This is a genomic window from Turicibacter sp. GALT-G1, from assembly GCF_025594995.1.
Classification (GTDB): domain Bacteria; phylum Bacillota_I; class Bacilli_A; order MOL361; family Turicibacteraceae; genus Turicibacter; species Turicibacter bilis.
In genome coordinates, this window is record NZ_JAMQUS010000001.1 from 50,234 (window position 1) to 73,604 (window position 23,371).

The following is a 23,371-nucleotide window of genomic DNA, read 5'->3' on the forward strand; positions in this document are numbered from 1 at the left end:
TGAGATAGAATGAAAAAAATCCCTCTAGAAGATAGAGGAATTTTTTTCATTATTTTAAACTTTCACCATTTGTAGCAATGACTTCTTTATACCAGTAGAATGATTTCTTTTTATAACGTTCTAACGTTCCTGTTCCATCATCATGACGATCGACATAAATGTATCCGTAACGTTTTTTAAGTTCAGCTGTTGAAGCACTAACTAAGTCAATACATCCCCAAGAGGTGTATCCCATGACTTCAACCCCATCTTCAATTGCTTCCCAAACTTGTACTAAGTGGTCATTTAAGTAATTAATACGATAGTCATCGATAACTGTTTTGTTTCCATCTTCATCTTCAACTAATTCATCAACAGCACCTAATCCATTTTCAACGATGAATAATGGTTTTTGATAACGATCCCAGAATTGATTTAAAACATAACGTAATCCTTGTGGATCGATTTGCCATCCCCATTCAGAAGCTTTTAATGTTGGATTTGGTACCCCACCCATAATATTTCCTTTACCGGCTACTTTCTGAGCTGGATTAGCCGTTTCACAACTACTCATGTAATAACTGAATGAGATGAAATCTACTGTATGTTTTAAGATTTCCTCATCCCCCTCAGCGAATTGAATTTCAATATGGTTATCACGGAAATAACGTTTCATGTATCCTGGGTAGACTCCACGTACATGCACATCTGAGAAGAAGTAATTCATATGTTCAGCTTTCATGACAGCAATGACATCATCTGGATTTGGTGTTAATGGATACGTTGGCATACTTAAAACCATGCATCCAATTTGGAAATCAGGATTGATTTCATGTCCAATTTTAACAGCTAAGGCACTCGCCACTAATTCATGGTGAACTGCTTGATATAAATCTTGCTTTGATAGTTTTTCTTTATCCGTATAAATTCCACCACTTAAAAAGGGTGCATGTAAAACAGAATTGATTTCATTAAACGTTAACCAATATTTAACTTTATTTTTATAACGTGTAAAAATCGTGCGCACATAATTCTCATAAAACTTAATTAAGTCACGACTCACCCATCCATCATATTTTTTAGATAAGTTTAATGGTGTTTCGTAGTGAGAAATCGTGACTAATGGTTCAATCCCGTATTTCGCTAATTCATCAAATACATTGTCATAAAATTTTAGTCCCGCTTCATTTGGTGCCTGATCATCTCCATTAGGAAAGATTCTTGACCATGCAATAGATAAACGGAAAACTTTAAATCCCATTTCAGCAAATAATTTAATATCTTCTTTATAACGATGATAAAAGTCAATCCCCACTAATTTCATATTATCTTCTGTTGGAACCTCTGTGATTGGTCCCTTAATTCCTTTTGGTGCAACGTCTTGTGTTGAAAGTCCTTTTCCATCCTCATTATAGGCTCCCTCAAATTGATTAGCAGCCGTTGCCCCTCCCCATAAGAAGCCATCTGGAAAACGTTTGGTCATGTTTAACACTCCTTTAATTCTGTGATGACTTACTTATATCATACCAAAAATAACAACTCAATCTTTGAGATGATTTCCGGTTGAATGTCTCAGAAAATATTAAAAAATCGTTGCTTTTCTTGAAACAGTGTTACAGTTTTTGAGGCTCTTTATAAAACTGATGATATTCATTAATTTCCTCATACATTTCATTTTGCTTCACACTATTTTCAAAGTTGCGTGAAAATAAAATAGCAAATAATAAATCAAATAAATATTGAACCGATGTTTGAAAGAGGATTGTTCCCATATCAGTAAAACGATGAACATTATAGAGGTATAAATGTTCCGTACTGATTTTGGCTAATGAAGAATGACGAGATTCGGTTAAGACAAGTAAGGGAATCTTTCGCTCATGCAATACGTTTGCAATTCGATACAACATCGGATTTTCTCCTGTACGAGAAATAATAATGGCAACATGTCCTTCTACTGAAGCAAAAGCTTGCATGAACTGTGCATTAGAACTATCATGAATAACTGCCTGTTTTCCTGCATATAAAAAATGAGAGCAAGCATTTTTAGCTAAATGCAAATTATTATCAAAGGCATAAAAATCAATACACGTTGCTTGATTTAAGAGTTCTGATACACGATTTAATTGGTCTAAATCAATTCCCTTTTTGGTTTGTTCAATCGCTGTGATTTCTAAGGCTGCCACTTTATTAACAATACGATGAAGTGAATCTTCACTTGTAATGGGATTCGTTCGATTAATTTGATCCATCCTCGGTGTTTGATTCACTTCTTGTAAATACTTAATTTTAAATTCAGAATATCCACTAAACCCAAGTTTTTGGCAAATACGCACGACAGTTGCGGGAGAGGTATAGGTTAATTCTGCTAGTTGCCGAGAGGAGATTTTTTCGAGTTCTTCTGGGTTCGTTAAGATGTAATTAACAATGCCTTGCTCCGTTGAGGTTAATTTATTCATCCGTTTTAATTCGTTTAATTCATTAATGATTTTCATGATTTCACCCACTTTTCTTATGTCTTATTTTATCGTAAGAAAGTTCGTTCTGACAACGCTATCGGAGCGATATCTGTTTACGGGTTATGGGGATTTTGCTATAATATGTTTCATTATCTGGTATATTTTTTATTAAAAAGGAGAGAAATACGAGTGAAGAAGACACTAAGGATTCTTTTAGGACGTATTGGTTTCTGTGGACTTTTAATCGCGCTTCAAGCCATTATTTTAATTGTGGTGATTTTAAGATTCCAACAATACTTTGTTTATTTTTATGCTTTATGTATTTTATTGAGTGTGCTTGTTGTCATGGTGATTGTGAATAGTCGATTGAATCCAGCTTATAAGATTGGTTGGATTATTGCAATCATGGCCTTTCCAATCTTCGGGGGATTATTTTATTTATTATTTGGTAGTGATCAAACGAGACAAAAGTTTTTAAATGAAATGCTACCCATTCATAAAAAAATGAAACGTCATTTAACTCAAGATCCTCAAATTATGACTGAGATTGAATCGATCGATAAACGAGCAGCCAATCAATCACATTATATTACGAATTATGCACTGTGTCCGATTTATCAACAGACAAGTAGTGAGTATTTGAATTTAGGAGAGCGCAAGTTTGAACGTTTAATTGAAGAATTAAAGAAAGCCAAGCATTATATCTTCTTGGAATATTTCATTATTGAAGAAGGTCAAATGTGGGATACCATTTTAGAGATTTTAAAAGAGAAAGCTGCTGAAGGCGTGGATGTTCGTGTTATCTACGATGACTTCGGCTGCTTATTCTTATTACCTACTGGATATGATAAAAAATTAGAAGCGATGGGAATTAAATGTTGTGTGTTTAATCCATTTATTCCACTTTTAACGTTACGTATGAATAATCGTGATCATCGTAAAATTTGTGTCATTGATGGACATACTGCGTTTACAGGTGGAATCAATTTAGCAGATGAATACATTAATGCGATTGATAAACATGGGCATTGGAAAGATACAGCTTTAATTATTAAAGGGGAAGCTGTTTGGAGCTTTACCGTTATGTTCTTAACAATGTGGGATTATTTACGTAAAACTAACGAAGATTACGAGGCTTACCGTCCACATGTCCATCATCCGGAACCGTTTGAGGGTGACGGATTCGTGCAGCCTTATACGGATTGTCCTCTGGATAATGAATCGGTGGGTGAAAATGTTTATTTAAACTTAATTAACAACGCAAAAGAGTATGTTTATATTAATACACCTTATTTAATTTTAGATCATGAAATGATTACAGCACTTTCTCAGGCCGCTAAACGTGGCGTAGATGTTCGTATTTTAACACCTCATCATGGCGACAAGTGGTATGTTCACGGTGTTACTCGTGCGAACTACTGGGCCTTAGTTGATGATGGAGTTAAGATTTATGAATATACGCCTGGATTCGTTCATGCGAAAACATTTGTGGTCGATGATGAATATGCAGTTGTTGGGACAATTAACTTAGATTACCGTAGTTTATATCTACATTACGAATGTGCGGCATGGCTGTATAAAACGAAGAGTGTGTTAGACGTGCGTGACGACTATCTTGAAACATTAAAAGTTTCTCAGAAAATAACGTCTGCTGATTTTAATATGATTCCTTGGTATAGAAAAATCATGTTTGCCTTTTTACGTATCTTTGCACCATTAATGTAAGAAAAGAGGTTATCTTAAAATAATTAGAATCATTTAAAATAGTTACAGTTATAATTAGAATAACAAAAGGGCTCTTGAGTTAACGAAAACTTTTTAAAAATGAGCGGAATTATCCATAATGGCGGTGCTTACACCCCCATCATCCCATATAATTAGTTTTCTAAACATTTGAGCCCTTTTTAAATCCTCATTCTAGGGAATGATGAATAGAGGTTAGTTCTACAACTTCATCTCCATTGGTCATTCATATATCTTTTTAAATGATCAAGCACGGTAATTTATAAAAAATAGAAGCCACTGTTAAATCAAGATGACGTAATATTCAATCCATAAGCTAAACTATTCTCTCGTGACCTCATCCATCCAATAAACCTATATTAAATTCAAGTAAATAAGTTTATCTATCTCCATCATTCGTTTATTTTTATAATTATGTGATTAAGATTTTGGTAAGGAGAGTTATTCATCAACGGGACTATCTCACTTTGAAACAGTCCCTTTCTTTTAGATATCACCTGTTATTTCTCTATTAAATACTCTAATATTTTAGAATATTCTTCTTTTAGTTTTTCATATGAAATGCGGCGATTAGCTGGACTTGAGGAAGGTAGCCCAATCGCAGGGATATTTGTTTTAGGGTAACAGTGTTTCATGTAAAGATCGGTCGCTTTTTTCCCCGTTGTAAAGATAGCTTTAATATTTGCTTCTTGTAATAGTGAGGTAAAATCGTTTGGAATTGGATTTTTGATACTCGCATCATCTGCTCCTTGAATCTCACAGCTTTGTAAAACATCCCAAAGCGCTAGCTGGTGTCGATGTAAGAAGGTGATTTTCTCTTCAATGGTTGTTAATGATTTTTCATTAAAAATATCGGCTAATACTTTCCAAAATCGATTTTGAGGATGACCGTAATAGAAACCTACTTCTCGTGATTTTGGTGAAGGCATGGTTCCTAAGATTAAAACCTTTGAATTTTTATCATAAATCGGACTAAGCGTGTGCTCAACAACTTGCATACATCTGACCTCATTTCTTCTGATCAATCGTTATGCCATTCATTATAACATGTTTTCGAATCGTCAAAATCTCATCTAGTAAAAAGGCCATGATGAGAAATGGTGAAATGACAAACCAAGTCGAGAAATTTAATTCATAGAAGTGACGAATAAAGGGTTGAACATATTGGATCCCGATATAAGTCAAGAAAGTCCAATAGATTGAGAATTGAAGGCAGATGAGTCCTTGAAAATTGAATTTCAGGTGATGATAATCCCAATAATCTTTATGAAAAACGTGGCGCGTTAAAACTCCTGATAAATATTCGACTGTCGTTGGTACGATAGCGCATGGAATTAATAAAAGTAATGCTGGTAACCAAAAAGTATCCTGTAAAAGAATTAAAATAGACATCGCAATGGCATACATCGGCTTAAATGGTCCATATAAGAATCCATCTTCTTGAAAATGCCCCGTCACAGCAAAACAATAAATTTCTTCAATGATCCAGCCAATCATACCATAAAGGAAAAAATTAAACATAAAATACCATAGGTATGAAGTCATCGAGTCTCACTCCTTTTTTAATAGTTTGACTCGATCATCAGAAGTTATACAAAGGGAGCGATGAAATGATCGCTCCCTTTTATAATCATATAATTGAACGTCAGTCTTCGATTTACAATAGGATATCCTTAACGATAAAATAATAAATAAGAAAATTATGGATATCGTGTAACGATTCACTGATTTTTTTCCACTTATTATTGGGTTCATAAAGGAGGGGTGAATCTTATGACATTTTCAAAACGAATATTTCGTTCGCAAGTAAGGAGGGATGTACAGGAAATTGAACGGCTTTATCAAACGTATGCTGATGATTTATATCGGTATGTTTTTTCATTAACACTCAATCATTATCAGACAGAAGATATTGTTTCCCAAACTTTTTTAGCAGCCATTCGTTCTATTGAAACATTTCGTGGAGATTCTAGTATCAAATCTTGGCTAATTGGAATTGCTCGGCATGAATACTTTTCCTATATTAAGAAAAATCCAAGCGTATATACGCTCGATCATGTACCAGAGATGTCTGAAACCTCTCAAGTAGATAATACAACCGAGGAGGTCTTAAAGTTAATTCAGACCTTTGATACGCCTACTAAAGAAATTTTGATTTTACGTCTTATTAATCAGTTGTCCTTTGTTGAAATCGGGCGTATTCTAAAGCGAAGTGAAAATTATTGCCGGGTCAACTTTTTTAGAAATCGACAAAAGTTAGCTCATTTATTAAAAGATGACAGTATCAATTAGGGAGGGATAGTATGTGTAAATGTGAAATGATTAAAGATTTGTTACCTCTTTATGAAGAGGACTTAGTAAGCGAACAGACAAAACAAGAAATTGAAGAACATTTAAAAAGTTGCGCTAATTGTTCGTCAATATATGAACCCCCACTTCCAAAGATTGAGGTTCCAATCAATGAACAAGAGAAAAAAGGGCTGAAGCAACTAAAAAGAATGCTAACTGGTCAACAATATTTTGCCATCTTTATTAGTTTAATTGTTGCTGTTTATTTATTTTTACAGCCTCTTGCTGGAATTGATACGATTCCTTGGATTGTTCTTATTCCATTTTGTCTAACCCTACTTTATCGACAGCCAAAAAATATTTTTTACATGCTACTAATTATGATGATTTGTTTAATGATTGCAACTAAGGAAGTTGCTTATTGGATCATTATGTTTTTACAAATCTTTATTTTAAGTGGCGGTGGTATCGCACTTGCAAGTTGGATTGTACGTAAACACAAATCAACGACCATGCAGATTCTATCTCTAATCATTTGTGGCGGATTATTTTATTATGCATTAATGGTCTATTCTTCAGCGAAGGGGAATTTACTTACTTATTGGCAGGCTAAAACGGCGATACAAACTTATATTGATGACGTTTACCATCAGCAGTTTACGCTAACTAATGTTAGATACAACCCAAAAGGAGCTAGTTATTTAGGTGACGTTGTTGATCAGGAAGATCCCCGAAATAGTGGGACGATTTATTACTATATTAATGCTAATGAAATCTATGATGATTATCGATTTAGAACTCAACTAAAGATGGAGGATGAAGTTCAACAAATCTTAGAATTATTCATCGCCTTACATTCCGATCTCAATATGGAGCAGTTCTCACTTTATCCACAAATCGATGTTCCAATAAATACGTATAAATCAACCGACTCATACGATCCTTCTTTACCTATTCGTTTAAACATTTTAGACAATGTAACTTATGATTCAAAAGAGGAGTTTGCCAAACAATGCTACGAACTATTACAAGTGTTACAATTCAGTGGATTACATTTTGAAACTATTACTATTTATTCGTTTTTAGAAGATGGAAATCGCACCTATACGTTAACAACATCCAATTTATCATTAAGTTTAGAAGAAATTACCCGTCAACTAACGCTTGAAGATTCCTTAAAAGAAAAAGAGTTCGGTATGTAAAAAAAGGAGAAGATGAAATGAAAAAGCTATTAGTTTTACTTGGAATTGGAATTTTATTATTTTACATTAGTCCTGTTTTTTTCAAAATGATTGGAATAGAGACGTTAGGATTAATGGTGATTGCCTTATTAGTTCTTTATCCACTTTATAGCTTAGTTGCCGGATTTATAGTACCTAAATGGAGATTAGTTTTTCCCTTATGTATTGGGCTATTATTTATTCCTGCCATCTATCTTTTCTATAATGAATCTGCATGGGTATATCCTATTCGATATACAATGATTGCCTATCTTGGAGCAGGCCTTTCATATATCAAAAAAAGAGGAAGCGTTCAGTCATAACGCTTCCTCTTTTTCGTTATCATTTATGTCATTCCGTATTGAGGCTAGCCTTCTATGTTGTGACTAACCCTTTTATTTCATTGGGTTCTTGTTTAGATTTAGCTTTAACCTTGATTTCTGTTTCAACAGGCATGTTTTCAAAGGCCGTTGAAATCATCAGCTTAATTCGATTGAGTTGGTTGACTTCACTAGCTCCTGGATCGTAATCAACGGCAATGATATTAGTGCCTGGATAAGCTCTCTTAAGCTCTTTAATGATTCCTTTTCCAGTGACGTGATTTGGTAAACAAGCAAAGGGTTGCATGCAAATAATATTTTTAACATTCATTTCGATGAGTTCAACCATTTCCCCGGTCAATAACCAACCTTCCCCTGTCCGATGTCCTAATGAGACAAATTGCTCAGCTCCTTTGGCTACATGATGAATCGTTTTAGGTCCTGTGAAGCGGGAGCTTTTTTCTAATGCCTCTTTCATTGGTTTACGATACCACTCAATCACTTGGATTAATGATTCTCCAATAATTTTTGACACTTTACTCCCCAGCATCAATTGCTGATCACTATGATAAGCACAGTATAATAAGAAATCAACGAGTCCTGGTACAACAGCTTCTGCCCCTTCAGATTCAACAACATTCACTACATTATTATTCGCTGTTGGATGGAATTTAACAAGAATTTCACCGACCAGTCCAACCCGTGGTTTTCTCGTATTAAAGATCGGTAAGTCTTCAAAATCTTTCACAATTTTTTTCATATTACTTCTAAATGTTCGATGACTTGCCTTTTTAAGGGCATGTTTACACGTTTGCTCCCATTTCTCATAAAGAGCATTAGCTGACCCTTCCTCTACTTCATAAGGTCGTGTTCGATAGAGGACGGTCATCAATAAATCGCCATACATGAGAGCTTGCATCGCACGATTTAAAAGAGAATATGAAATCGTAAATCCTTCATTTTTTTCAAAGCCTTGCGCACTTAATGAGATCACAGGAACTTGTTCTAAACCTGAATCTTGTAAGGCTTTCCTTAAAAAACCAATGTAATTTGTAGCACGACACCCTCCACCTGTTTGGGTAATGAGAAGTGCTGTTTTATTCACGTCATAACGGCCCGATTTTAGAGCACTCATCATTTGTCCTACCACTAAAATGGCTGGATAGCAGGCATCGTTATTTACATACTTCAACCCTTCATCAACAGCCCCATGATCGAGTGAAGGTAGCACATCAATCTGATATCCCGAATAGCGGAACGCTTCTTGTAACATTCCAAAATGAATCGGTGACATTTGAGGGGCTAAAATGGTATAGTGCTGTTTCATTTCTTTGGTGAATTCAACTGGACGATAAATATTATCAACGAGATAACGTTCGAAATGATTTTTCTCACGTTCTAACATCGTTGCTTTTAATGAGCGTAATCGAATACGCGCCGCTCCTAAATTACTTCCTTCATCAATCTTTAACGTCGTATAAATTTTGGACTGACGTGCTAAAATATCGTGAACTTGATCAGTGGTCACCGCATCTAGTCCACAACCAAATGAATTGAGTTGAACGAGTTCTAAGTCGTCTTGAAGAGCAACAAAGCTTGCTGCTTGATATAACCTTGTATGGTAGACCCATTGGTCAACGACACGAAGTGGTCGTTCGACCTCTCCTAAATGAGCAATCGAATCTTCGGTAAATACCACCATCCCTAAGGAATTAATCATTTCAGGAATCCCGTGATTAATGTGAGGATCGATATGATAAGGGCGTCCTGCTAAAACAATTCCTTTTAAGTGATGCTCACGCATATATAAAAGTGTCTGTTCACCATTTTCACGAATATCTTCTTTAAAGCGCTCTAATTCTTTCCAAGCTTGATCAACACTATCATAAAGCTCCGTCCATGAAATATCTAAGTCTTCAAAAATCTCATAAAGACGTTTCGCTAATTTATCTTTTTGATCAAACGGTAAGAATGGATGATAATAAGGAATCTCTTTTTCTCTCAACTCATCCACATTATTTTTAATGACTTCTGGGTAGGAAATGACAATCGGACAGTTATAATGATTATTTGCCTTTGAATCTTCTTTTTTCGAATAAGTCAATGAAGGATAAAAAATAAAATCGACGTTCTTTTCAATAAGATTCATAATATGACCATGAACAAGTTTTCCAGGATAACACACCGATTCTGATGGAATTGTTTCAATCCCTTTTTCATAAATCGCCTTGGATGATGAATCTGAAAGGACAACACTAAAACCAAGACGGGTAAAGAACGTTGCCCAAAATGGATAGTTTTCATACATATTTAACACGCGTGGAATACCGACCGTTCCGCGTGGGGCTTCTTCTAATTCTTTTGTTTTATAGTTAAATAACCGGTTATATTTATAGCGAACTAAGTTAGGTAAGGCATTGTCATCCTTTGATTTTCCCGCTCCACGTTCACAACGATTTCCTGAAATAAATCGTTCCCCACTTGGGAATTTATTGATGGTCAGCAAGCAATGATTACTACAAAGCCCACAGCGAGTACTTCGCGTTTGCATATCAAAGCTATCTAGTGCATCGGCATCAAGAAGGGTCGAAGCCTCTCCTTTGACATACCGTTCTTTTGCTATTAAAGCTGCTCCAAAAGCTCCCATAATTCCTGAAATATCAGGGCGGATGGCTTCGCGTTCTGATAATAATTCAAATGCCCGTAAAACTGCATCATTATAGAATGTTCCCCCTTGAACGACGATTTTATCCCCTAACTCCTCCGGATTACGAAGTTTGATCACTTTAAATAAGGCATTTTTAATGACTGAATAGGAAAGCCCTGCCGAGATATCTCCCACTTCAGCTCCTTCTTTTTGTGCTTGTTTCACACGAGAATTCATAAAGACGGTACAACGAGATCCTAAATCAACTGGACGTTTTGAGTTAATGGCTGTCTTAGAAAATTCGGAAATGTTAAGGTTCATCGACGTCGCAAATGTATCTAGAAACGATCCACATCCAGAAGAGCAAGCTTCGTTTAAAAGGATACTTTCAATATTCCCCTCTTTAATTTTAAGACATTTCATGTCTTGTCCACCAATATCTAAAATCGTATCCACACCTGGACAAAAATAATCAGCTGCTTTATAATGAGCGACCGTTTCAATTTCACCAATATCCACTTTTAAAGCTACCTTAAGTAGGGCTTCTCCATAACCTGTCACACTTGAATTTACAATTTTAACCCCTTTAGGAAGTCGTTGATAAAGTTCTTTTAAAACAGCAATGCTAGATTGAAGTGGACTTCCTTGATTGCTTCCATAATGCGTAAATAATAATTCTCCCGCTTCATTAATTAGCGCTACTTTCGTAGTGGTTGATCCTGCATCGATTCCTAAAAAGCAATTTCCTTCATAAGTGTCTAACTCACAACGCCCAACCCGCGAATCTTGATGACGACTCTTAAAAGACTCGTACGCTTCTTCTGTTTCAAATAAAGGCTGCAAACGAGCAGACTCTTCTGTTTCAGCTGATTTAACATGTTTCAAACGATGAATTAACTCGGAAAAAGTGATTGATTGTTCATCTATACTTGATAGTGCGGCTCCTAATGCAACATAAAGCTGTGAATTTTTTGGAAAGATCACTTGAGATTCATCTAATTCAAGCGTCTCAATAAATCGCTGTCGTAATTCTGATAAGAAATATAATGGACCTCCTAAAAAGGCAACATTTCCTTTGATTGGACGTCCACAAGCTAAGCCACTAATCGTTTGAATGACTACCGCTTGTAGCACCGAAACTGCAATATCCTCCTTAGCCACCCCTTCATTTAAAAGAGGTTGCACGTCCGTTTTTGCAAAGACACCACATCGTGCTGCAATCGGATAGATCACTTGATAATGTTTAGCTAATTCATTCAATCCAAGTGCATCAACTTGTAATAAAGATGCCATTTGATCAATAAAAGCTCCTGTTCCTCCCGCACAGGTTCCATTCATTCGTTGCTCAATTCCATCTTTAAAATAAGTGATTTTTGCATCTTCTCCCCCAAGTTCAATCGCGACATCAACTTCTGGATAATAAAGCTTTGTTACTTTCGTTGCAGCTACCACTTCTTGAATAAAAGAAACATCGATATATTTAGCTAATGCCATCCCACCTGAACCTGTGATCATCACTGTTATGTCATGGGATTTCATGATTTCTTCTGCCTGTTCTAATATTTGTGTGAGTGTTTTTAAGATATCTGCAAAATGCCGTTGATAATCACTAAATAATACATTTTGGTTTTTATCTAAAACAATCACCTTAACTGTTGTTGAGCCAATATCAATTCCAACATGAAGTAGAGTTTTACTCATCCTGTTCGCAGTCTCTCTGCTTCTCCCCCTTCTTTATATATAAGTCCAGATAAGTTTTTTACATCGTAAAAACTTTTAGCTGGACTATAGTCTGCCTTGCACGGCATAACCATCTCATATTTCGGTTGCTGTATTAAATGTAGAAAACATTTCTGTTTGTATATAGAAACTAAACTGCATTTTATCATTTCCCATCGATCTTAATTTTTCTTCTTACCCTTCATTATATTTCTGACGATTCCCATTATAGAAGTATTATATGAAAGACCCTTAGTATAATAAGACTTGGCTTTCTTTTTTTCTTCAAAAATTCATGATTTAATCAATATAAAGAGTTAATTAAAATTACCTTTTTACTCTATATAAAAACTTATGAATGAGGCGATCTCAAAATAATTAAAAAACAAAAAAAACATGATTGTACGCTATGTCCCAATCATGCTTTTTTGTTTTTATTTTAGAGCATTTAAAACAGCTTCGTAATCTGGTTCTTGTGAAACTTCTTTACAATATTCCACATATGTTACTGTATTATGTTCATCAACAACAAACACAGCACGTGCTAATAAACCTAACTCTTTAATATACGTTCCGAATTTCGCTCCAAAATCATGATCTTTATAGTCCGATAAGGTTTGAACATTTTCTATCCCTGCTGCTCCACACCAACGTGCCTGAGCAAATGGTAAGTCCATTGAAATGGTATAAACCTTTACCCCTTCTAAATTTGCTGCTTCTTGATTAAAACGACGAACTTCTGTATCACAAACATCTGTATCAATGGAAGGAACACTAACATAAACTTTTTTCCCTGTGAATAAATCCGATGAAATAGGTTTTAAATGATTATCGATAGCCGTGAAAGTTGGGGCTGGATTTCCAGCTTTAATCACAGTTCCTTCTAATGTCACAGGATTGCCTTTAAAAGTTACTTGCATAATAAATCTCCTTTATTTTTCATTAATATTTAAAATAATGACCTTTTCTCGTGTCATGGATTCAATACTGCGGCGAACCCCTTGAATTCCAAGCCCTGATTTTTTAATCCCGATGAATGGTAAATGATCAGGCCCACGCTCCGTACGACCATTAATTTGAATTGAACCCGTCTCAAGTTTTCGTGCAATCGTTAAAGCTTTATCAAGATTTTGTGTAAATACACTCGCTTGTAATCCATATTCAGAAGCATTCGCAATTTCAATTGCTTCTTCTTGAGAGTTTACTCGAATAATGGGTAAGACGGGACCGAAAGGTTCTTCCCATGCAATTCGCATCTCTTTCGTCACATGATCGAGTAATGTTGGATAGATTAAATTTTCTTCTCGTTTATTTCCTAGTACTAAGGTTGCTCCTTTTTCTAGTGCATCATCAATGAGCCCTTGTACAAAGTCGGCAGATTGTTCATCAATTAATGGCACAATCGTGGCGTTATCTTCAGGTGAGCCAACGGATAACTTTTCGACTTCTGATTGAATAAGCGATACTAATTCATCTGCTACCGAACGGTGAACTAACACACGTTTAATCGCTGTACAGCGCTGACCTGAATACGAGTAGGCTCCTGAAACAATTTGTTTGGCAGCAAGTTCTAAATTAGCATCTTCACAAATGATGGCCGGATCTTTTCCACCGAGCTCCATGACAAGCGGAATCATCTTCGCTTTTTGTGCGATACGTTCTCCTGTACTCGTTCCTCCTGTAAAGGTTACTAAAGCAATATCATCATGTTCAATGAGATAATCTCCAATCACAGAGCCTTTTCCTGTTACTAAATTTAAAACACCCGCAGGAAGATTTGTTTTCGCTAAAGCCTCAATCATTTTTGTTCCACTAATAGAACCTTGTGTTGCCGGTTTAAAAATGACTGTATTCCCTGTAATAAGCGCCGGTGCTAATTTGGCGGCAGCAAGATTCACAGGATAGTTAAAAGGCGAAATCGCAAGAACAACTCCGAGTGGAACACGCTCAATGACAGCAAGTTTGGAACGACTGCCACCAGGGAAATGTTCACCATTTAAACTTTCTCCACTTAAGTGAATCGCCTCTTCCACTGTATAATGAATTAAATCGGCTGTTCTTTCTACCTCTTTAATCGCATCTTGATAAGCTTTCCCAACTTCTTTCATCATGATGGTTGCCAATTCTTCTTTCATTTTCAATAACTCATCTGCCCACGCATGTAAATAATGAGCTCGATCATAAATACTCATTAAGCTCCAATCAGGTTGAGCTGCTTTAGCACTCTGAATACATTGATTTACTTCATCCTGCGTTAAAGCTTGTACTGAACCAATGGATCTTTTTAAGTAAGGGGATACAATAGCAATGGTTTCACCGGACTCACTGCTTTTCCACTGACCTTGACTGTAATATTGATAAACTGTCTGCACCGTTTTACTCACCTTCCTTATCTTTAGTAGATATCGACCGATATCTCTTCTTTAGTGTTTCTAAATTATCTATTATTATTTCCCTTCTTAATAGGTACTGTTTCCCAGCTTTTGTATAGATTAATAAGAGATAGACTATTATGAGTTTGGAGGAGGAGCAACATGATGAGTAAAAAACATCTCGGCCAGTTATTTTATGAGCTTTTTTGGATTTTTTTCATCGGATGTTTTTTAGGTGTTGTAATCGAAAGTATATGGTGTGTCTTAACTCGTGGTTATTATGAAAGTCGTAGCGGACTCATTTATGGACCCTTTAATCTCATCTATGGGTTTGGGGCTTTACTTATGACGATTGGCTTAAATCCTTTACAGCATAAAAAAGATAAGACTATTTTTTTCTTTGGGTTTATGATTGGTACCGTATTTGAATATATTTGTAGCTATTTTCAAGAGCTATGGTTTGGAACTGTATCCTGGGATTATAGTCATTTTCTATTTAATCTTAATGGACGAGTCAATTTACTCTATTCTTGCTTTTGGGGACTATTATCTCTCGCTTGGATGAAATGGATGTATCCTTATCTCCTCATAGAAATTAGAAAAATTCCAAAGAAAATTGGTCATCTACTCGCTATATTTCTTCTTATATTTATTATTTTTGACAGTGCTATATCAGCCCTTGCCCTTGAACGGCAGGCCGAACGTCGTCATGATGCTCCAGCAACGACTCAACTCGACACCTTCCTTGATTATCATTACCCTGATGAACGTTTACTAAAAATTTATCCAAATATGATCATCACGAGTGAGTAAAATTTCACAAAAATGTCCATTATGAAGTAACACGATTTTAGGGGGTGTTAATAATGAAAAAAGCGTATCTTTACTTACTAATTGGCACAATCTTAATGTTTTTTTCACTGGGAATTATAGCTCTCGATCTTATTATTCATATAGCAGGATATGGGCTAATGATTTTAGGGATGCTTTTAATTCTTCAACAACGTGAATCTCCATCATTATTGATTGCCAGCCAGTTAACCATTGGACTTTTAATTTTCGAACTATTAAAAGTAGGAGTCGCACGTGCCATTATGTCAAATACACTATTATCTATTGGATTCATGACATTAATTCTCGTGACGCAATTATCAATTTTTTACCTTATCATTAAATCAGAAGGAGATGCTTCTGAATCGCTTGAAGTCCAAACTTATCAACAAGCTGAGCTTTTATTGAGTATTGGACTTCTCGGCCTATATTTTATTTCTTATTTCAGCACGCTTGCCTTTTCCTTATTTGCAATTCTTAATTTGTGTTTCTATTTTTTTATTGTGTATGTTTTTTATAAGCTTATCAACGCATATAGTTATTAATAAAAATACATGAAACATAAATTAAAAAGCTCGTCAGAAATCACTGTTCTGACGAGCTTTTTAATTTTCCCTTAATAAAAGAACAACGACGACAATCAAGATAAAGCAACAAATCCAAATCGCATAAATTTCTAGACATTTAATTAGAAGAGCTCCAATTAAGGCCCCTAGAGAAAATGAAAAGATAATAATGAAATAATTTAAACACTTTTTCTTTGCTTCTTCATCGCGCCGAATATAAAACAAAGTTAACTGTTCAGCTGCTGAGCGTAAATTCCCTGTACAAACAGTTGTTGCATAAGCAGCTCCCCTTAGTTTTCTAAAACTACTAATTTGCATGGCGCAAATAAATGAAATCGTAATATTAACAATCATGGCTGGAAAAGTAACAGGATAAAAGCCAATTAAAAATAATAAACCAATCTCAATGATTAGCACGTATTCATGCCACCGTTCATGTAATTTAACAAACTCTGTCACCACTACGCCACTAAAGAAAGCTATAATCGGAACGATATAATACAAAGCCTTCATCCATTGACCTTCTGAAATCTGTAGCATCAATAAAACCATATTTCCTGTTTGAGCATTCGCAAAAACTCCTCCACGAAGTAAATATGTATGCACATCTAGAAATCCACCTACAAACGCCAGTAATATTCCTACTCTTCTCGTCTCATGAATCTTTACCTTAGTCACAATTTGTAACAAAAAAATCCCCCCTCCTATTTAACCTATGATGATTACCTAATTTTTTACCCAAAAAGCGTTCATAATATTGCAATTAATTTACTTTAAGAATTTAAAAATCATCAATTTTTTCTATTTTTCACAGGGAATGAATACATTATAATAGGACAGATTTAAGGGGGAGCAGTATGTCATCAACAATCGTGATTTATAGTTCAAAATATGGAACAACAGAACTCTATGCTAACTGGATTGCAAAGGAATTAAAAGCTGATTTGAAAAAAATTTCTGAAGTTAAATCTTATGAACTAATCTACTATGATACAGTCATTTTCGGAGCACCACTTTATATAGGCAAACTTCATCAATATAATCAAATGCTAAACACTATGATGCTATACCCACCAAAATTATTTCTTATTTTTGCTGTTGGATTAAAAGATCCAAGTGAGGAATATATCCAAGTCATAAAAAAACAAAATAACATTGAAGATGATGAAGTTTTTTACTTTCCAGGGAAACTCGATTATCAACATCTAACGTTGTTAGATAAGTTTTTAATGCGAGGATTGAAGGCTCAAATTAAAAAACATCAATCACTCACGGATGAAGAACAACGAATTTTAAATAGTTTCAATCACCTAGTTGATGAAACAAATCGTCAATTTATCCTACCATTGATTCATTATGTTCAAAAAAATGCATTACTGTAATTTCCATTATCTGTGTTATAATAATAGAAACCAATGGAGGGGATTAAATGAGAAGAGCCTATACGTATATTATTGTTGGTTTTTTCTTTATCTTTTTAAGTATTACAATCAATGAAATTGACTTACTTCATGATTCAATCGGTTACTTACTCATTGTACTTGGGGTTATAGAAGGAGAGAGACAGCGTCCCATTCAAGAATTTATCCAAGCCAAGTATTTAGGGATTGCGCTAGGAATTTATGCACTGATCCAACCTTTTCTATTTAGTAATCAATCTCTAAACAATTCTAGTGCATTAGTATGCTTAACACTCATTGCTTCTTTAGCTAGTATTTATATGTACTATTCATTATTAAAAGCTGAATATATCTGGCATCCATCAAAACAAACAAGACAATATGTTGACACTTATTTGGTTTTAGCCATTACTAGTTTTGCAGCTAATTGCCTAACGTATCTCATCCCAATCTTTGCTTTTATAGCCATCCTTATTGGAATCGCACAAAGTATTTATTTAATTTATGTCTTCCTCCGGCTACGTGCACAATATGAAGACTGAAAAAGCTCAGGAAAATCCATTCCTGAGCTTTTTCAGTCTTCATTGATAAGTCAATATTTTTATAAATCTAATAATTCTTCAACCATACCATTAGCAAAAAATCAAAACGTTATGCTTAATACTTAGCGTTTTCTCATTTAAACTATATACTTCTCAACGAGCGCATTAAATACTGCTTCTTCTTCAACAATATAACGTTCAAAATCAAGATTAGATTTCTCTACTGCTTGAGCTAACTCATATAAGAATTCAGGAATTTTCGTTGAAACCATCTCACCATAACTATGACCTAGTTGAGTCTTGTCAGCACCAAATTTTCCACCCACACTAAATGTGAAACACTCCGCTACAGCTCCATCAACTTTTTTCTTTTTACCTGTAAATCCAAGGGCGCCAATTTGATGCACTCCACATGAATTTTGACATCCAGAAAGATAAACTCGCGGTAATACATCCTGATTATAATTCTTAAATTTAAAGTGTTGTAAAATTTGACGTAATGTTCCTTGACTATTACATAAACCAATTTGACAAGTTGGGGCCCCAATACAAGAAACACTTTGTTCAAGCTTTGTTTTTCCACTCATTGAATCGGTTATCTGTAATAACTGTTTAGCTTCTTCAGCACTTAAGTTTCTAAAATATATTCCTTCTTCCATCGCTAAGCGGACGTCTACCCCTTCTACTGATTCAACGAATTCAATTAATTTTATAAAATCATTAAGTTCCAGCTGACCTCCAACTGGATGTAAATAAACACTGTATAACCCCGATTGCTTTTGAACAAATATACGTTTATCTTCTAGCGGTTGAGGTTGTGCTGTCTTATTAATTATCGTTTTTGGGAGATCGATTAAATCTAAACCACCTTTAGATTTAACCTCATCGACATGTTTTTGATAAGCTTCTAACGTGGCTTCTTCTCCTAATCGTTCAACAATATAACGAACACGTGCTTTATTACGATTTTCATAATCTCCTTCTGCCATAAACAGTTGAACCATTGCTTCCACATAGTATAATACTTCATTTGGTTTAATTAATGGTTCATATTTAATGGCAAGACGCGGATTTTGACCAAGCCCTCCCCCTAAATAAACTTGGAAATATTCTTCACCGTTTTTTGTTACTGCTAAGAATCCTAGATCCTGTACGGTACAATGTGCTTCATCAGCATTACTACATGAAAAAGAAACTTTTAATTTTCGTGGTAACTTGTACTTATAAATATCTTTTAAGAAATAATCCCCTGTTGCTAAAGCATAAGGTGTCACATCAAATGCTTCATTAGGATCAACTCCTGATAAAGGTGAAATTGCAACATTTCGTGGAAAATTTCCACCTGCTCCACGTGTATACAAATCATGATCTAAAGCCTCTTTCATTAAATCACAGACCTCATCGATTGATAATCCATGTAATTGAATAGCCTGACGTGTTGTTAAATGAATCCGTTCAAGACCATATTTTTTCGCTAAATCACCTACAAGTTTCATATTTTCTAATGTTAAAACACCTGATGGAATACGTAAACGAATCATTAATTCTTTTTTATCACGATGCGCATACACTCCTAATCCACCAGAAACATGTTTAAATTTCATCATATTAATTTCACCATTTAAAAACTGATGACCCACTTGGCGAAAGTCTTCAATCTCGGAATATAAGACTTGCTTTAAATCCTGCATACTATTACTCCCCTTCTTATATTTTCTACTGTTTCAAGTATACCAAATAATTGAAAAAGAAATACAAAATATTAATGGATAAATTCCTATAAACTATGTTTTAAAGTTGAACTTCACCTGACTAAGGTCATCAGCATTCTCCCGCTTTTCATAACTTTATCATCGTAAAGCTTAGTTATTACATAATGTAAGTCATTAATTCTCCTAAATGTCTCTTTAGATTCTCACCTTCAATAGGCCATCTCTGACTGCTCTTCATGACTAGGGACAACTGACCTGGAGTTTTCGAAGGAGATATATCACTTACAGTTTTTAAAGATTTAAAAGTTTCCATGATAGAAATAACTATATCCACTATCTTAATTTCCTTCTTAATACAAAAACACTTTATACAAGATATGATTGAATCAGTAAAATAATTAGAAATTTTTACTAATAATTACTTTATTTAATCGCTTTCATCTGTTAAGATGAAAGTGTATTTTTTATATACGAGGGGGATTTAAAAAATGGAGGCAAACAAATTACGCATTGCTGATTTATTACATGGAGCCGATTACAATCCTGAACAATGGCTAGATCGTCCAGATATTTTAGCCCGAGATATTGAATTAATGAAAGAGGCTCACTGTAATGTGGTGAGTATGGGGATGTTCTCTTGGTCGATGCTAGAACCAGAAGAAGGCAATTATCAATTTGAATGGCTAGAATCAGTGATTAATAATTTATACAATAATGGAATTTATACATTTCTTTCAACACCAAGTGGGGCTCGTCCACACTGGTTAGCCAAAAAGTATCCTGAAGTGTTACGTGTGGAAAAAAATCGTGTCCGTAACTTATTCGGACTTCGTCATAATCACTGCTACACGTCACCTGCTTATCGTGAAAAAGTGGCTCAGATTAATGGTGAATTAGCTAAACGTTTTGCGAATCATCCAGGGGTACTTCTTTGGCATCTTTCCAATGAATATGGAGGCGAGTGCCACTGTCCACTTTGTCAGGAAGCTTTCCGCAATTGGTTAAAAGAAAAATATCAAACACTTGATGCTCTCAATGATGCATGGTGGACAACTTTTTGGAGTCACCGTTATACTTCTTGGGATCAAATCGAAAGTCCCGCTCCGCACGGAGAAATGATGTTACATGGATTAAACTTAGATTGGTACCGATTTGTTAGCCACCAAACACTTGATTTCGTGAAATGGGAAAAAGATAGTGTTAAATCATATAACCCAGAACTACCAGTCACCATTAACATGATGTACTACTTCTATGGGATCAACTACTTTGACACCAAAGATTTAATCGATATTGTTTCTTGGGACTCTTACCCAGTTTGGCATAAAGCTGGAACTACTGATTTAGAAATTAGTTGTGATACAGCGATGATGCATGATATCATGCGTTCTATTAAAAATGAACCCTTCTTATTAATGGAAAGCACACCAAGTATGACAAACTGGCAAAACGTTGCTAAACTCAAAAAACCAGGGATGCATATGCTTTCTTCAATGCAGGCTGTCGCTCATGGATCAAATTCAGTTCAATACTTCCAATGGCGTAAAAGTCGTGGAGCTTCTGAAAAATTCCATGGTGCTGTTATTGATCATTATGGAAAATCCGATACACGCGTTTTCCGTGAAGTGTCTGAACTGGGTCAACGCTTAGAAGGATTAACACCATTAACAAAAACATGTAATCAAGCACAAGTCGCTATCCTATTTGATTGGGAAAATCGTTGGGCCATTGATGACATGCAAGGACCTCGTAACATTGGGATGCATTATAAGGAAACCGTTCAACAGCATTACAAAGCCTTTTGGAAAATGGGGATTCCAACTGATTTTGTTGATATGAGCTGCGATATTTCAAAATACAAAGTATTAGTTGCTCCAATGATGTATTTACTTCGCAACGGATTTGAACAAAAAATAAAGGCATTCGTTGAAGCAGGTGGAACATTAATCACGACCTATTGGTCAGGAATCGTAAATGAAACCGATCTTTGTTACTTAGAAGGAACGCCTCACGGTTTAATGGACGTTCTAGGAATTCGCAGTGAAGAAATTGATGGATTATTTGATGGTGAAACAAATAGCGCTTCAGCTACAACCTCATCATGGTTAACAAAAGAAGAAGCTTATACATGCTCAGAATTATGTGATTTAATCATTCCAAGTACAGCAAAAACACTCATGACTTATAACGAAGATTTCTACGCGAATCAACCTGCCTTAACCGTTAATTCATTTGGACAAGGCCAAGCTTACTATATTGCTACTAAATTTGAAGATAACTTCTATGATGAATTTTATGCACAGCTTTTAAAAGAAACAAATATTCATCGTCCACTTGATCTCACTCTTCCAGAAGGAGTCATCGTTACTGATCGTAACGGCTATTTATTTATCCAAAACTTTACCCGTCATACAGTAACTGTTTCACCTTTTCCAACCACTTACCACGTTATTGATGGTGAAAAAGACATTCACCAGGAATTTTCACTTGAACCATTTGAAGTCATTATTATTCACAATTAATTATTATCTCCTTCTCTATGTAGAGATAATTCTTCTTATTCCTACAAAATATCATTTAAGTGTTGTCAAATAGTGCTATGAATTATAAACTTATCTTATAAATAGGTTAAGATGTCTTAATATTAAAGGCCTAAAAGCATATATATAAGTAGCGATAAGTTTTTCATAGCGGAAAAACTTTTAGCGCTACTATAATTAGCCTTTCTACCAAAAAGACTAATCAAATCAGCCTGTTTCTTAAAATGTGAAATAGATTTCGCTATTTATATATATAAGTCCAGATAAGTTTTTCATAGCGGAAAACTTTTAAGCCCTACTAGTGGTAGATACATTTTCTTCGAAAATGGTAGGTGACCCCTGGACTATAGTCTGTCTTAGTATTAAAGCGGCTTTACACCCAGGCCTGTTATAAAATTGTAAAATACTTTTCTGTTTATATATAGATTGAAATAAAACATGTTCAGTTCTATTTAAAAATATAATGACAGTGATAATGTGGGGATTTCTAATATGAAGAAGATAAATAATTTGGATTTGCTAATAACCTCAATCAATGACAGCAACATTAGTCAACGATTTTCAAGTGAGCTATTGCCATACTTTGAACTCTTTTCATTTGAAAAAGGAGATTTTATAATTCGACAAGGATTTTATTCTGATTACTTATACTTTATTATTGAAGGTAAAGCAAGAGTATACTCCTACACACCTTCTGGTAATATTACGCTCCTCTCTTTTTGTGATGGATATGAAACACTGGGAGATTCTGTTTCGCTATGGGGAAAAGAAGCTATTGCTAATGTTGAAGCAATCTCTGATGGAAAGTGCATCGGTATTTCTCTTGAAAAATATCGAACGATGCTTCTTCAAGATCCTATTTTTCTACGTACAACTTGTGAAAATTTAGCTAATAAATTAAATGAATCTAATACTATTGTTACTAACGTATTTTTAGGGTAAGCGGGTAATATAAACCTGTCTATTTTGACCTCCAACTTTGGGCTAAAATGAAGCTATCAAAGAAAAGGAGGTCAATTTTTTTATGAAAGAAAA

19 protein-coding genes are annotated in these 23,371 nt (G+C 34.9%); 10 read left to right on the forward strand and 9 right to left on the reverse strand.

Features of this window, described 5'->3' with window-relative positions; all coding sequences use genetic code 11:
• Positions 1–49: 49 nt before the first annotated feature.
• Together NEH74_RS00215 and NEH74_RS00220 are read right to left on the reverse strand one after the other, a co-directional pair.
• Entirely contained in the window at positions 50–1,462 is a 1,413-nt protein-coding gene (locus tag NEH74_RS00215; RefSeq protein ID WP_055305665.1) for a glycoside hydrolase family 1 protein, read from the reverse strand.
• 130 nt (positions 1,463–1,592) lie between these two features.
• Positions 1,593–2,471, reverse strand: a complete 879-nt coding sequence (locus tag NEH74_RS00220; protein WP_262940866.1) for a MurR/RpiR family transcriptional regulator — start codon at positions 2,469–2,471, stop codon at positions 1,593–1,595.
• Between the two features lie 153 nt (positions 2,472–2,624).
• On the opposite strand from NEH74_RS00220, the gene cls reads away from it, so the two are divergent.
• Positions 2,625–4,160: a cardiolipin synthase gene (cls, locus tag NEH74_RS00225; protein ID WP_262940867.1), complete on the forward strand. Its 1,536-nt coding sequence runs from the start codon at positions 2,625–2,627 to the stop codon at positions 4,158–4,160.
• A 518-nt stretch (positions 4,161–4,678) separates the two neighbouring features.
• On the opposite strand, the gene NEH74_RS00230 is transcribed toward cls, so the two are convergent.
• Both NEH74_RS00230 and NEH74_RS00235 read right to left on the reverse strand, forming a co-directional pair.
• Positions 4,679–5,176 (reverse strand): DNA-deoxyinosine glycosylase, encoded by a 498-nt coding sequence (locus NEH74_RS00230; protein ID WP_262940868.1) that lies wholly within the window; start codon positions 5,174–5,176, stop codon positions 4,679–4,681.
• 10 nt (positions 5,177–5,186) lie between these two features.
• Positions 5,187–5,723, reverse strand: a complete 537-nt coding sequence (locus tag NEH74_RS00235; RefSeq protein WP_262940869.1) for a putative ABC transporter permease — start codon at positions 5,721–5,723, stop codon at positions 5,187–5,189.
• Between the two features lie 228 nt (positions 5,724–5,951).
• Between NEH74_RS00235 and NEH74_RS00240 the strand changes: the two genes are divergently transcribed.
• Genes NEH74_RS00240 through NEH74_RS00250 form a run of 3 tightly spaced genes read left to right on the forward strand, consistent with a single transcriptional unit; the run spans position 5,952 to position 8,010 of the window.
• Entirely contained in the window at positions 5,952–6,470 is a 519-nt protein-coding gene (locus NEH74_RS00240; RefSeq protein WP_055244067.1) for an RNA polymerase sigma factor, read from the forward strand.
• An 11-nt stretch (positions 6,471–6,481) separates the two neighbouring features.
• Complete coding sequence (locus NEH74_RS00245) at positions 6,482–7,669, forward strand: zf-HC2 domain-containing protein (RefSeq protein ID WP_055275088.1); 1,188 nt, start codon at positions 6,482–6,484, stop codon at positions 7,667–7,669.
• 17 nt (positions 7,670–7,686) lie between these two features.
• Positions 7,687–8,010 (forward strand): hypothetical protein, encoded by a 324-nt coding sequence (locus NEH74_RS00250; RefSeq protein WP_055275090.1) that lies wholly within the window; start codon positions 7,687–7,689, stop codon positions 8,008–8,010.
• A 52-nt stretch (positions 8,011–8,062) separates the two neighbouring features.
• On the opposite strand, the gene NEH74_RS00255 is transcribed toward NEH74_RS00250, so the two are convergent.
• The 3 genes from NEH74_RS00255 to NEH74_RS00265 form a co-directional block, all read right to left on the reverse strand.
• On the reverse strand, positions 8,063–12,355 hold the full coding sequence (locus tag NEH74_RS00255) for a 2-hydroxyacyl-CoA dehydratase (RefSeq protein WP_262940870.1): 4,293 nt from the start codon (positions 12,353–12,355) through the stop codon (positions 8,063–8,065).
• A gap of 452 nt (positions 12,356–12,807) precedes the next feature.
• Complete coding sequence (gene tpx, locus NEH74_RS00260; protein ID WP_055305828.1) at positions 12,808–13,293, reverse strand: thiol peroxidase; 486 nt, start codon at positions 13,291–13,293, stop codon at positions 12,808–12,810.
• Between the two features lie 12 nt (positions 13,294–13,305).
• Positions 13,306–14,745 carry an NADP-dependent glyceraldehyde-3-phosphate dehydrogenase gene (locus tag NEH74_RS00265; RefSeq protein ID WP_262940871.1) on the reverse strand — a complete coding sequence of 480 codons (1,440 nt, stop codon included), beginning with the start codon at positions 14,743–14,745 and terminating at the stop codon, positions 13,306–13,308.
• A 165-nt stretch (positions 14,746–14,910) separates the two neighbouring features.
• On the opposite strand from NEH74_RS00265, the gene NEH74_RS00270 reads away from it, so the two are divergent.
• Positions 14,911–15,558, forward strand: coding sequence for a putative ABC transporter permease (locus NEH74_RS00270; RefSeq protein WP_262940872.1), 648 nt, complete (start codon positions 14,911–14,913; stop codon positions 15,556–15,558).
• 53 nt (positions 15,559–15,611) lie between these two features.
• The gene (locus NEH74_RS00275; RefSeq protein ID WP_212726212.1) at positions 15,612–16,121 is read left to right on the forward strand and encodes a hypothetical protein; all 510 of its coding nucleotides are present in this window, start codon (positions 15,612–15,614) and stop codon (positions 16,119–16,121) included.
• 60 nt (positions 16,122–16,181) lie between these two features.
• Here NEH74_RS00275 and NEH74_RS00280 read toward each other — a convergent pair whose 3' ends face one another.
• Positions 16,182–16,832, reverse strand: a complete 651-nt coding sequence (locus NEH74_RS00280) for a YoaK family protein (RefSeq protein ID WP_262940873.1) — start codon at positions 16,830–16,832, stop codon at positions 16,182–16,184.
• 167 nt (positions 16,833–16,999) lie between these two features.
• Here NEH74_RS00280 and NEH74_RS00285 point away from each other — a divergent pair, with 167 nt between their 5' ends.
• Complete coding sequence (locus NEH74_RS00285; protein WP_055243557.1) at positions 17,000–17,524, forward strand: flavodoxin domain-containing protein; 525 nt, start codon at positions 17,000–17,002, stop codon at positions 17,522–17,524.
• Between the two features lie 47 nt (positions 17,525–17,571).
• A complete protein-coding gene (locus NEH74_RS00290; RefSeq protein ID WP_055243556.1) occupies positions 17,572–18,084 on the forward strand; it encodes a hypothetical protein in 513 nt (170 codons plus the stop codon).
• Between the two features lie 137 nt (positions 18,085–18,221).
• Here NEH74_RS00290 and NEH74_RS00295 read toward each other — a convergent pair whose 3' ends face one another.
• Positions 18,222–19,775 (reverse strand): nitrite/sulfite reductase, encoded by a 1,554-nt coding sequence (locus NEH74_RS00295; RefSeq protein ID WP_262940874.1) that lies wholly within the window; start codon positions 19,773–19,775, stop codon positions 18,222–18,224.
• 509 nt (positions 19,776–20,284) lie between these two features.
• Here NEH74_RS00295 and NEH74_RS00300 point away from each other — a divergent pair.
• Positions 20,285–22,318 (forward strand): beta-galactosidase, encoded by a 2,034-nt coding sequence (locus NEH74_RS00300; RefSeq protein ID WP_262940875.1) that lies wholly within the window; start codon positions 20,285–20,287, stop codon positions 22,316–22,318.
• A gap of 510 nt (positions 22,319–22,828) precedes the next feature.
• Complete coding sequence (locus NEH74_RS00305; protein WP_055305822.1) at positions 22,829–23,278, forward strand: cyclic nucleotide-binding domain-containing protein; 450 nt, start codon at positions 22,829–22,831, stop codon at positions 23,276–23,278.
• The last annotated feature ends 93 nt before the right edge of the window (positions 23,279–23,371 follow it).

Coding starts and splice junctions, on each gene's coding strand:
- NEH74_RS00215 (WP_055305665.1), bottom strand. CDS start 1,462: ATGACCAAACGTTTTCCAGATGGCTTCTTATGGGGAGGGGCAACGGCT.
- NEH74_RS00220 (WP_262940866.1), bottom strand. CDS start 2,471: ATGAAAATCATTAATGAATTAAACGAATTAAAACGGATGAATAAATTA.
- NEH74_RS00230 (WP_262940868.1), bottom strand. CDS start 5,176: ATGCAAGTTGTTGAGCACACGCTTAGTCCGATTTATGATAAAAATTCA.
- NEH74_RS00235 (WP_262940869.1), bottom strand. CDS start 5,723: ATGACTTCATACCTATGGTATTTTATGTTTAATTTTTTCCTTTATGGT.
- NEH74_RS00240 (WP_055244067.1), top strand. CDS start 5,952: ATGACATTTTCAAAACGAATATTTCGTTCGCAAGTAAGGAGGGATGTA.
- NEH74_RS00245 (WP_055275088.1), top strand. CDS start 6,482: ATGTGTAAATGTGAAATGATTAAAGATTTGTTACCTCTTTATGAAGAG.
- NEH74_RS00250 (WP_055275090.1), top strand. CDS start 7,687: ATGAAAAAGCTATTAGTTTTACTTGGAATTGGAATTTTATTATTTTAC.
- NEH74_RS00255 (WP_262940870.1), bottom strand. CDS start 12,355: ATGAGTAAAACTCTACTTCATGTTGGAATTGATATTGGCTCAACAACA.
- tpx (WP_055305828.1), bottom strand. CDS start 13,293: ATGCAAGTAACTTTTAAAGGCAATCCTGTGACATTAGAAGGAACTGTG.
- NEH74_RS00270 (WP_262940872.1), top strand. CDS start 14,911: ATGAGTAAAAAACATCTCGGCCAGTTATTTTATGAGCTTTTTTGGATT.
- NEH74_RS00275 (WP_212726212.1), top strand. CDS start 15,612: ATGAAAAAAGCGTATCTTTACTTACTAATTGGCACAATCTTAATGTTT.
- NEH74_RS00285 (WP_055243557.1), top strand. CDS start 17,000: ATGTCATCAACAATCGTGATTTATAGTTCAAAATATGGAACAACAGAA.
- NEH74_RS00290 (WP_055243556.1), top strand. CDS start 17,572: ATGAGAAGAGCCTATACGTATATTATTGTTGGTTTTTTCTTTATCTTT.
- NEH74_RS00295 (WP_262940874.1), bottom strand. CDS start 19,775: ATGCAGGATTTAAAGCAAGTCTTATATTCCGAGATTGAAGACTTTCGC.
- NEH74_RS00300 (WP_262940875.1), top strand. CDS start 20,285: ATGGAGGCAAACAAATTACGCATTGCTGATTTATTACATGGAGCCGAT.
- NEH74_RS00305 (WP_055305822.1), top strand. CDS start 22,829: ATGAAGAAGATAAATAATTTGGATTTGCTAATAACCTCAATCAATGAC.